This is a genomic window from Bifidobacterium aerophilum, assembly GCF_010667685.1.
Classification (GTDB): Bacteria; Actinomycetota; Actinomycetes; order Actinomycetales; family Bifidobacteriaceae; genus Bifidobacterium; species Bifidobacterium aerophilum.
In genome coordinates this window covers 22,720-33,769 of the sequence record NZ_WHZW01000019.1, presented here as the reverse complement: position 1 = coordinate 33,769, position 11,050 = coordinate 22,720, and the positions used below count along the sequence as shown (strand labels likewise).

The window sequence follows — 11,050 nt, the reverse complement described above, 5'->3', positions numbered from 1 at the left end:
GGGCTGGATCGGCCATCGTGTCCCGCACGCCCCTGCAATTCGGCGGGTCGCCGAGGGGCGACGGTTCGATGCGGTTGTGCCGGCTCGATCACAGGCCGATGAGATCGTGCAGGTACCGTTGCGTGAACCGCAACGCCGCACCGGTCAGATGCAGCCGGTCGTCGGCGCGGGCTGCGCGCAGCGTGAACGACCCGTCGTCGTCTTCCGTTCTCATGCACACGCGCCGTTTCAGTTCGGTGAGATCGTCGTCGTCCAGATACTGCGCCGCCTCGCCGCCGACGATCACGTCGCCCGTCACGACGGAACGCGCGTTCGTGATCGCCTGCGCCACGTAGCCGAGCCACTCGTCCATGCGCTCGCGATGATGCGTTTCGCCCTGTTCGAGCACGCTGAAGAAGCCCGGGATGCTTTCGTAGTCCTCAGGCAGCGTCTGCGGCGAACAGTACGCGCTCATGCAGCCGAGACGGCCGCACGTGCACTTGCGTCCGCCGGGCACGAGCGTCATATGCTCGATCGTTCCGTTGCGGTGTGCGACGATGGTGCCTGCGTCGTCTTCGTCGGACGTTCGGATTGTCGGCTGATGCAGTCGTCCGCCGATGATGAGCGAACCGCTGGGCTGACGGTCCAGGTAGACGCAGACCGCGTCGTCGATCGTCGGATCGAACCATGCCTCGGCCGTGGCCGAGGCGTCCGCATGGTGGATCGTGACGTACGGATGGCGTGTGGTCTGGGTGAACGGTGCGACTGCCGGCGTACGCAGACACAGTCCGATGCCGAGTACCGTCGCCGCATTGCCGCCGGCAGGCGCGGCGACGTTCCGGCCGCGCGATGTGACGGCGTTCGCGGCGAATTCGTTGACGATGATGTCGACCCGTTGCCAGTATGCGGCATCATCGCGATAGGGGAGCGTGCGGTTGAGATCGGCGACCGTGTCGCCGTACAGGTTGATCGCCCGCAACGTTACGGTGGTCGGCGTGGAGGCGACGCCGATCGCGAGATGATGGTTCGGATTGAAGACGAAGTCGCGGGCCTTGCGTCCTCCGGTGGATCGTTGCAGTCCGCCGGGGGAGACGGTGCCGTCGGCTATCAGTTCGCGCAGGTTCTGCGTGACCGTGGGGGCGCTCAGGCCGAGCGACTGCATGAGTTCCTGCGTGGTGGCCGTTCGATGCGTATACAGATGACGTGCGATCATGGCGCGGTTGCGCGCTTTGGCTGAGGGCGCTGGCATCGACTCCATTGTTGGCCTTTCGCGTGGGTTGGCGATGGATACCAGCATACTTTATGAAAGCTATTTTGTATAACTTGGTCTGACTTGATGACTTATGTAAAGGTATTTTCATAAAGTTGTTCCGGGGATGTGTGCGGTAGCTTGTGATGTCGATGGAAAAAGCGAACAAAAGACGGCGAAAACATGATTTTTGTTGTCAACTTGTCATAAATCGACCTTATAACGAACAAAAACAAGACAAAAAAGCACATGAAACGCCGCGGTTTTTGTGCGTGTGCGAGGCGAACGTTCGTTCGGTACATTGTGGCGTAGGCCACAAAGCGGCGACCGATTCAGGTGCCGTACGACCGGCGGTTTTCGGCCGTTGATGTGGCGGGAATAAGTTGCTCCGGACAAGTCGAGGAGGATTCATGGCAGAAGCAAAGCAGGCCGAGGCTCCCACCAAGCCGACCCCTGAAGAGAAGAAGGCGGCCGCCGAGGCCGAGGTCGACGCGCTGGTCAAGAAGGGTCTGAAGGCCCTCACCGAGTTCGAGAAGCTCGACCAGAAGCAGGTCGACCGCATCGTCGCCAAGGCTTCGATCGCCGCGCTGAACAAGCACCTCGTGCTCGCGAAGATGGCCGTCGACGAGACCGGACGTGGTCTCGTCGAAGACAAGGCCACCAAGAACATCTTCGCGTGCGAGCACGTCACCAACTACCTGGCGGGACAGAAGACCGTCGGCGTGATCCGCGAGGACGACGTCATGGGCATCGACGAGATCGCCGAGCCGGTCGGCGTGGTCGCCGGCGTCACCCCGGTCACCAACCCGACCTCCACCACCATCTTCAAGTCGCTCATCGCGCTCAAGACCCGTTGCCCGATCATCTTCGGCTTCCACCCGTTCGCACAGAAGTGCTCCGCCGAGGCGGCGCGCATCGTGCGTGACGCGGCCATCGAGGCCGGCGCCCCGGTCGACTGCATCCAGTGGATCGAGCACCCGTCCATCGAGGCCACCGGCGCGCTCATGAAGCACGACGGCGTCGCCACCATCCTCGCCACCGGCGGTCCGGGCATGGTCAAGGCCGCGTACTCCTCCGGCAAGCCGGCCCTCGGCGTCGGCGCCGGCAACGCCCCGGCCTACGTCGACTCCGACGTTGACATCGTGCGCGCCGCGAACGACCTGATCCTGTCCAAGCACTTCGACTACGGCATGATCTGCGCCACCGAACAGGCCATCATCGCCCACAAGGACATCTACGATCCGCTGGTCAAGGAACTGAAGCGCCGCAAGGCGTACTTCGTCAACGACGAGGAGAAGGCCAAGCTCGAGCAGTACATGTTCGGCTGCACCGCGTTCTCCGGCGGCACCCCGAAGCTCAACTCCGTCGTGCCGGGCAAGTCCCCGCAGTACATCGCCAAGGCCGCCGGCTTCGAGATCCCCGCCGACGCGACCATCCTGGCCGCCGAATGCTCCGAGGTCTCCGACAACGAGCCGCTCACCCACGAGAAGCTCGCCCCGGTGCACGCCGTCCTCAAGGCCGACTCCAAGGAGCAGGCCTTCGAGATGTGCGAGGCCATGCTCAAGCTCGGCGCCGGCCACACCGCCGCCATCCACACCAACAACGAGGCGCTCGTGCGCGAATACGGCCTGCGGATGCACGCCTGCCGCATCATCTGGAACTCCCCGAGCTCGCTCGGCGGCGTCGGCGACATCTACAACGCCATCGCCCCGTCGCTCACCCTCGGCTGCGGCTCCTACGGCGGCAACTCGGTGTCCGGCAACGTGCAGGCCGTGAACCTGCTCAACATCAAGCGCATCGCTCGGAGGAACAACAACATGCAGTGGTTCAAGATCCCGGCCAAGACCTACTTCGAGCCGAACGCGATCAAGTACCTTCGCGACATGTACGGCATCGAGAAGGCCGTCATCGTGTGCGACAAGGTCATGGAACAGCTCGGCATCATCGACAAGGTCATCGACCAGCTGCGCGCCCGTTCCAACCGCGTCACCTTCCGCATCATCGACTACGTCGAGCCGGAGCCGTCCGTCGAGACCGTCGAGAAGGGCGCCGAGATGATGCGCGAGGAGTTCGAGCCGGACACGATCATCGCGGTCGGCGGCGGCTCCCCGATGGATGCCGCCAAGATCATGTGGCTGCTGTACGAGCACCCGGAAATCTCCTTCTCCGACGTGCGCGAGAAGTTCTTCGATATCCGCAAGCGCGCCTTCAAGATCCCGCCGCTGGGCAAGAAGGCGAAGCTCGTGTGCATCCCGACCTCGTCCGGCACCGGCTCCGAAGTCACGCCGTTCGCCGTGATCACCGATCACAAGACCGGCTACAAGTACCCGATCACCGACTACGCGCTGACCCCGTCCGTCGCGATCGTCGATCCGGTGCTCGCCCGCACCCAGCCGCGCAAGCTCGCCTCCGACGCCGGATTCGACGCCCTGACCCACTCGTTCGAGGCGTATGTGTCCGTCTACGCGAACGATTTCACCGACGGCATGGCGCTGCACGCGGCCAAGCTCATCTGGGACAACCTGGCCGAGTCCGTCAACGGCGAGCCGGGTCTGGAGAAGACCAAGGCGCAGGAGAAGATGCATAACGCCGCCACCATGGCCGGCATGGCGTTCGGCTCCGCGTTCCTCGGCATGTGCCACGGCATGGCGCACACCATCGGCGCGCTGTGCCACGTCGCCCACGGCCGTACCAACTCCATCCTCCTGCCGTACGTGATCCGCTACAACGGCCAGGTGCCGGAGGAGCCGACCTCGTGGCCGAAGTACAACAAGTACATCGCCGACGAGCGTTACCGCGACATCGCCATCAACCTCGGCATCGACCCGGGCAAGACCCCGGCCGAAGCCGTCGAGAACCTGGCGAAGGCCGTCGAGGACTACCGCGACAACAAGCTCGGCATGAACAAGAGCTTCAAGGATTGCGGCGTCGACGAGGACTACTTCTGGAGCGTGCTCGATCAGATCGGCATGCGCGCCTACGAGGACCAGTGCGCCCCCGCGAACCCGCGCATCCCGCAGATCGAGGACATGAAGGACATCGCCATCGCCGCGTACTACGGCGTGCCGCAGGCCGAAGGCCATCGCATCCGCGTCGAGCGCGAGGGCGTGGCCGCCACGGAGGAAGCCTCCGAGCGCGTCTGACCGGTGGATTGGTCCGCTGATCAAGCCTTGAAATAAGGGAGTTCACCCATCCTCGGGTGAACTCCCTTATTGCTGTATGGTGCTGCACACACGCCTCTCATTTGCCGTATGCATGCTCCGAACGCGATCGCGTGAGGCTTGTTGCCGGATTCACGCGACGGATGTAATCGGGTCAATTCCATCCCGTGCGTTGTTACTTCGTATCGCCTTCCGCGCTGGTGATCGCCTCGGCGATCGGATCGTTGCTGAAATCATGGGCGCGGTACTGCGGGTCGTCCACCGGCAGATGCTGTACGAGCGTATCGAACACCTGGCTGTAGATCTCGCCATGATCGAGCACCGCATCCAGCACATGCCCGCCGAACGTGCGGTCGTCCGACAGAAAATGCTCGTGGAACCCGGCCACCGCCGCGCCATGGAACATCAACGGCGAAAAATAGCCGAGCATCGTGCCTTTCACGTCATGCCGCAGGAACATGGCCTGCCGGTCGGCCACCTCCACCAGCGTCGGATACGGGGCCTGCTGCTTGATCACCGCGCGGGTCTTCATGAAACTGAACGTGCCGCGCACGATCACCGAAAAGAACGTGTTCGCGCGGCCGTTCGCCTCGACGATGCGACGGTTCAGCTCCTCGAGGCCGATGTCCGAGCGCGCGCACTGATATTGGAACGCGGCGTGATGCACGTTCGCGAACGGCATCGTGAAGTCGTCCGGCACCCGCTCAGCCACGCCGCTGCTGCCGACCTTGTACGCCACGCCGTCGAGGATGATGAGCTCGCCGTCGAGTCCCTCACCCGTGCCGATGCCGGTATCGCCGTGCGTCAACAGCTCTCCTATGGTCGTCGTGCCTTCGAGCAGTCCGGGGACGAGCAAGGCAAGTGTGCCATGCTGATACAGCTGGTTGGCGTGATGTGCCGTGATGGGTCTGATCTGGGAGCCGCGTGATGTCGTCACGGAATCCACGATAAAGGGCGTGATCCCTTCGGATTCATCTTCGTCTCGTGCTGCGTTCGTGACCCGCGTCACATATATGGCCACGACGACGGATGACTGGGAACCTTCCGGGATTCCCGGTCAGAAAGTCGTGATCACGGTGATGAACACCGCCAGGCTCGACGCCATCTCCACCAATCCCACGGCGATCGGCCTGATCGTGCGACGGCGGGCGATCAGCGGCATTGCGACCGCGCGGGCCAGCAGCCAGACGCCAACCGCCGTCGGAGCCGCGAACAGCCGCCCGAATCCGGTCACGCCCCAGACCGCGAACGACGCCGTCAGCAACGCGCCATGCCACATCCACGACGCCAGAAGATATCCGGTATTGCCTCGCTCGCGGATCATGGTCTTCACGAACAGCACCGAACCGAACTGGGCGAGCAGGAACGTGATGGCCGCCGGCAAGCCGCCATTGGCGAGAGCCGGATACTCGGCGCCGGCTGCGTGATCGCCGAACGAGCCGACGACCATGGGCATCATGCAGGAGGCAAGGATGGCGACCGCATTGCCCCAGAGCGATCGTTCCCGGCGCAGCCATGCGGCGGCGAACGACAGCGCGGCCAGTACGGCGTACGGCGGGGCCCACCACAGGATCGTCGGATTGACGACCACGAATGGCAAGCCGACCGCGACGAGCAACACCGTATATATAACGGTCGGCGGAAGATACCGGTGCGCGAACCTCGATTTGATCCATCGCGCCGCGGTGAACTGCACGCAATAGCACAGCGCCCATGCGATGAGCGGCCAGATCGTGGCCGCATTCGTGCCGCCGACGATCATGCCGGCCAATGCGGGCAGCAGGGCCATCGCCCATGCGCCGGGCTGATCGGGGACCCAGTCGCGGGCCGTCGTCGGCCGTGCACTGGCCCGTGGACGTCGCGGTTGTGATGATGCGGTCATGTTCGTAACGATAGGGGAGAGCCCCGCAACGCGCCAGCCATGACATGGTCGGCCGGGAAGCCGGTAGGTTCCCGGTAGCCGACCCGAGGTCGGCCGGTAGGGAAGTCCGGGAATCGGGGATGGGCGGTATCTCCCCGCGCGGTGTTTCGTCTGGTGTTCCGGGTGGTCGGGGATTGCGGTTGACCGTAGGGCTGAAGATGTCTGATTTTCCCCACAAAGTCTTGTTGATATGGATTGTTCTATCGTGGGAACCGGCATATGTGGGGACATGACGACCATGAGATGAATCCAGCCGGCGCATGATCGGTTCATAATCGTCAATGGTGGGGAATAACCGTCATTACGTCATGCGAGATAAGCCCGCTGATGACACCTGCATCCCCACATACGGATTAATGCGGGAAAGTGGGGAAATCCGTATCATGAACCGGCGGAAATTGGGCCGTATATGACCGATCCTCCCCACATCGAAATTAATCATCCGAACGTGGGACTCGGGCCTTGGCGAGCTTGGCTGTCAGCGGATGACGCCGATAGGCCTCGGCGAAGGAGAATCGGACCATGTCGTCCGCGACCAGCCGGATCCGTTCCTCGCGTTCCTTCTCCTCGATGATCGTTTTCGGCAGACTGCCGTCCTTGTACATCGACGGATCCGTGTATTTGATGCGGCCGTCCAGTTCGGCCACGATGAACCGGCCATCTTCGGTATGCCATGAGAAATCGACCCGGTCGCGCCGGCTGAGATCAAAGGGATTGATGATCTCCTCCTGAACCGATGGCGGTACGAATCCCTCATCGACCATCACGGCATAAGCGTAGGCTTCGCCGCCGTTTTCGGTGCCGCCGGGAGCCAGTGTCACCGCCCTCAGCGCTTTCCGCCGGAATCGACCGGATAAGGTACGGCACCGGTCGGTCATGTGTTCCCGGCTTATCAGGGATTGCCGCAGAGCCGATTCCGCTACGCACAGTCCATCCGGGAATTCCAGCCGGCGCGTGCAGTCGAATATCGTCCTGTCGAGCGGTGTGACCCGCACGCCGTCGACCACCTGCGATTGATCGAATTCGTCGTCCGGCAGCAGATGATAGCGGAGTCGGGCATGATCGTGGGAATGGCGCCGCCGATCGGTCATGAGGTGGATATCGTCGAGGTGCCGTCTCGAGTCGTTGATGCCGTGCATGGTCGCGGCCGTCATGTCCCCGAACACCCAGTCCGGATGCAGGACGGCCATTGTCCGTATGATGCGGCGGTACCGTTCCACCGGATCCAGCGTGTTCCATGATGAGGCACGGGCATAGCAGGAACGTGCCACCCGTAGCATGTCGCCGGATGCCGCATGCCGCAGCAGAGTCCGCCGTTCGGCTTCGGTACGGCCCCACGCGCATAGCCGGAGGCGGTCGAGTTCCTCGCAGCGCTTGTTCAGTACGGTATTCGTTCTCATGATCGAACCGTAGCGGATCCCCGACGGGAAACGCGCATGTTTCGATGTATGTGGTCGAACGCTTCGTGGGTTATCCACAACGCTCGCCGTCGGAGACGACCGGCCGGGAGGATGAGGGAATATGGGCAGTATCCGGGCGACTCGCCCACGGCGCCGTGAAGCGAAGAGTCCGGTGGACTCTTCGTAGGCGACGCCGAGGGCGACCGATAGGGAAGCCCGAGGGAATATGACAGGGTGAGGGCGTGTCGCAACGCGACACGCCCGAACTCCATAAGGCCATGCCTAGTGCTTTAATAAACAAGTTGCCTGATTTGGGCTCGCAAATTGGAATCAAAAAAGCGAGCGCGGAGCGGGACTTCACGAAAGTGGAGCGACGCATGCCGCGCACTGATGTGGTTTGGCCACAAGTCTCACCCTAAGGGGTGTGTCTTGGTGCGGCCAGGTCTCCGGTGCCCTAGAAGCAGGCTGGTAAACAGTACACGAATCGCTAGAAAGGGCGGACGGCAATGGCGGGACAGAAAATCCGCATCAGGCTTAAGTCCTATGACCACGAGGTCATCGACCAATCGGCGAAGAAGATCGTCGAAACGGTGACGAACGCGGGCGCAACTGTGGTTGGCCCGGTTCCGCTCCCGACCGAGAAGAACGTCTTTGTTGTTATTCGTTCTCCTCACAAGTACAAGGATTCTCGCGAGCACTTCGAGATGCGCACTCATAAGCGCCTCATCGACATCGTGGACCCGACCCCGAAGGCCGTGGACTCCCTGATGCACATTGATCTGCCCGCGGATGTCAACATCGAGATCAAGCTGTAAGGGAGGAGGGGACCACTATGACTTCGCAGAGAGGTAGCCACAAGGCTCTGCTGGGCAAGAAGCTCGGCATGACTCAGGTCTGGGACGAGAACGGTTTCTTCGTCCCCGTCACCCTCGTTGACGTGTCCACCAACGTGGTGACCGCCGTCAAGTCCGAGGAAACCGACGGCTACAAGGCCGTCCAGATCGGCTATGGCCAGATCGATCCCACCAAGGTGACCAAGCCGCTCGCCGGCCACTTCGCCAAGGCCGGTGTGACCCCGCGTCGCCACCTCGTCGAGGTGCGCACCGAGGACGCCGCCGAGTACGAGCCGGGCCAGGAGCTCAGCATCGAGTTCTTCCCGGAGGGCTCCGAGGTCGACGTCACCGGCACCACCAAGGGCAAGGGCTTCGCCGGCACCATCAAGCGCTGGGGCTTCAAGTCCTACCGTCGTTCTCACGGCTCTCACAAGAACGAGCGTCGCCCCGGCTCTGTCGGCGCATGCGCTACCCCGAGCCGTATTCTCAAGGGCAAGCGTATGGCCGGCCGCATGGGTCATGTGACCGCGACCGCTCAGGGCTTGACCGTCATGTCCGCGGATGCCGAGAACAGCATTCTCGCCATCAAGGGCGCGATCCCGGGCCCGAAGGGCGGCATCGTTCTCGTCCGCACGGCAGTGAAGTAAGGGGAGTCTGAATCATGGCAAACGTTACTCTGAACGTGTCTGACGCCCAGGGCGCTACCACCGGCACCGTCGAGGTCCCGGCTGAGATCTTCGGCCACACCGCCGAAGAGGTCGCCTCCCGCGTCCCGCTGATCCACCAGGTCGTTGTGGCTCAGCTCGCTGCTGCCCGCGCCGGCACCCACGCCACCAAGACTCGTGGCATGGTCTCCGGCGGCGGCAAGAAGCCGTGGAAGCAGAAGGGCACCGGTCGTGCTCGTCAGGGCTCCATCCGCGCCCCGCAGTGGTACCACGGCGGCACCGTGTTCGGTCCGCAGCCGCGCGACTACTCGCAGCGCACCCCCAAGAAGATGAAGGCCGCGGCCCTGCGCTACGTCCTGTCCGATCGTGCGAACGCCGGCCGCGTCGCCGTGGTGAACTTCGGTATCACCGATACCCCGTCCACCAAGGCCGCCGTCGCCGCGCTGTCCCCGATCACCGAGAACAAGTTCACCACCGTGGTGCTGTCCCGCGAGAACATCAACGAGTGGCTGTCGGTCCGCAACATCCCGACCGTCCACCCGATCTTCGCCGATCAGCTCAACACGTACGATGTGGTCACGGCTCAGTATGTCGTCTTCACCCAGGAAGGCCTTGACGCTTTCCTCGCGGGTAAGACCGAGCCGGCCGCGAAGGAGGACTGATCTTAAATGGTCGCAATCCACAAGCCCGCACACGACGTCATCCTCAAGCCTGTCGTCTCCGAGAAGAGCTACGCGCTCTCCGATCGTGGCCAGTACACCTTCGTGGTGGCCCCGAACGCGAACAAGGTGCAGATCAAGCAGGCTATCGAAGAGATCTTCAAGGTGAAGGTGACGAACGTCAACACCCTCAACCGCGACGGCAAGCGCAAGCGCTCCCGTTACGGCTTCGGCCAGCGCGTTTCCCAGAAGCGTGCGATCGTGACCGTCGCCGAGGGCCAGACGATCGACATCTTCGGCAACTGAAGGCTAGCCGAGAAAAGTTAAAGGAAGAACTATATTATGGCTATCCGCGTTTATAAGCCGACGACTGCTGGCCGCCGCAACGCGTCTGTCTCGGATTTCTCCGACCTTACGCGCTCCACGCCCGAGAAGTCGCTGGTTCGCAAGCTGACCAAGACCGGCGGTCGTAACTCCTACGGTCGTATGACCTCCCGTCATCGCGGTGGCGGCCACAAGCGCGCCTACCGTCTCATCGACTTCCGTCGCTGGGACAAGGACGGCGTGCCGGCTACCGTCGCTCACATCGAGTACGACCCGAACCGTTCCGCTCGTATCGCACTGTTGCACTACGCCGATGGTGAGAAGCGTTACATCATCGCTCCGGAAGGCGTCAAGCAGGGCGACGTGATCGAGACCGGCGAGAAGGCCGACATCAAGCCGGGCAACAACCTGCCGCTCAAGAACATCCCGACCGGTACCGTGGTCCACGCGATCGAGCTCAAGCCGCTTGGCGGGGCGAAGATCGCCCGTTCCGCCGGTGCCGCCGTCCAGCTCGTCGCCAAGGATGGCGCCTACGCCCAGCTGCGTATGCCGTCCGGCGAAATCCGCAACGTCGACGCCCGCTGCCGTGCGACCGTCGGTGAGGTCGGCAACTCCGACCACGCCAACATCCAGCTCGGTAAGGCCGGTCGCGCCCGCTGGATCGGCAAGCGTCCGTGGACCCGTGGTGAGTCCATGAACCCGGTCGATCACCCGCACGGTGGTCGTACCCGCGGTGGCAAGCCGCCGGTTTCGCCGTGGGGCAAGGGCGAGGTTCGTACTCGTCGTCCGAAGAAGGCTTCGAACAAGATGATTGTTCGTCGTCGTCCGAATGGTAAGAACCGCAAGTAAGGGAGTGTCG

At 62.9% G+C, this 11,050-nt stretch carries 10 protein-coding genes; 6 read left to right on the top strand and 4 right to left on the bottom strand.

Going from position 1 to position 11,050, the window contains the following annotated elements:
• Positions 1–88 precede the first annotated feature (88 nt).
• The gene (locus GFD25_RS09275) at positions 89–1,228 is read right to left on the bottom strand and encodes an ROK family transcriptional regulator (RefSeq protein WP_163232138.1); all 1,140 of its coding nucleotides are present in this window, start codon (positions 1,226–1,228) and stop codon (positions 89–91) included.
• Between the two features lie 410 nt (positions 1,229–1,638).
• On the opposite strand from GFD25_RS09275, the gene adhE reads away from it, so the two are divergent.
• Positions 1,639–4,371 carry a bifunctional acetaldehyde-CoA/alcohol dehydrogenase gene (gene adhE, locus GFD25_RS09270; protein WP_163232136.1) on the top strand — a complete coding sequence of 911 codons (2,733 nt, stop codon included), beginning with the start codon at positions 1,639–1,641 and terminating at the stop codon, positions 4,369–4,371.
• A 193-nt stretch (positions 4,372–4,564) separates the two neighbouring features.
• On the opposite strand, the gene budA is transcribed toward adhE, so the two are convergent.
• The 3 genes from budA to GFD25_RS09255 all read right to left on the bottom strand — a co-directional run bounded on the left by budA (position 4,565) and on the right by GFD25_RS09255 (position 7,464).
• Entirely contained in the window at positions 4,565–5,326 is a 762-nt protein-coding gene (gene budA / locus GFD25_RS09265) for an acetolactate decarboxylase (RefSeq protein WP_163232134.1), read from the bottom strand.
• A 120-nt stretch (positions 5,327–5,446) separates the two neighbouring features.
• Positions 5,447–6,271 carry a YwiC-like family protein gene (locus tag GFD25_RS09260; protein ID WP_163232132.1) on the bottom strand — a complete coding sequence of 275 codons (825 nt, stop codon included), beginning with the start codon at positions 6,269–6,271 and terminating at the stop codon, positions 5,447–5,449.
• Between the two features lie 473 nt (positions 6,272–6,744).
• Positions 6,745–7,464, bottom strand: a complete 720-nt coding sequence (locus GFD25_RS09255) for a hypothetical protein (protein WP_163232130.1) — start codon at positions 7,462–7,464, stop codon at positions 6,745–6,747.
• A 752-nt stretch (positions 7,465–8,216) separates the two neighbouring features.
• Here GFD25_RS09255 and rpsJ point away from each other — a divergent pair.
• From rpsJ to rplB, 5 genes are read left to right on the top strand one after another with little or no spacing between them, the layout of a single operon-like run.
• Entirely contained in the window at positions 8,217–8,525 is a 309-nt protein-coding gene (rpsJ, locus tag GFD25_RS09250; RefSeq protein WP_003808013.1) for a 30S ribosomal protein S10, read from the top strand.
• A 17-nt stretch (positions 8,526–8,542) separates the two neighbouring features.
• A complete protein-coding gene (rplC, locus tag GFD25_RS09245; protein ID WP_163232128.1) occupies positions 8,543–9,190 on the top strand; it encodes a 50S ribosomal protein L3 in 648 nt (215 codons plus the stop codon).
• Between the two features lie 14 nt (positions 9,191–9,204).
• Positions 9,205–9,870, top strand: a complete 666-nt coding sequence (gene rplD, locus GFD25_RS09240) for a 50S ribosomal protein L4 (RefSeq protein WP_163232126.1) — start codon at positions 9,205–9,207, stop codon at positions 9,868–9,870.
• Positions 9,871–9,876: 6 nt separating this feature from the next.
• A complete protein-coding gene (rplW, locus tag GFD25_RS09235; RefSeq protein WP_163232124.1) occupies positions 9,877–10,173 on the top strand; it encodes a 50S ribosomal protein L23 in 297 nt (98 codons plus the stop codon).
• Positions 10,174–10,209: 36 nt separating this feature from the next.
• The gene (gene rplB / locus GFD25_RS09230) at positions 10,210–11,040 is read left to right on the top strand and encodes a 50S ribosomal protein L2 (RefSeq protein WP_163232122.1); all 831 of its coding nucleotides are present in this window, start codon (positions 10,210–10,212) and stop codon (positions 11,038–11,040) included.
• Positions 11,041–11,050 lie beyond the last annotated feature (10 nt).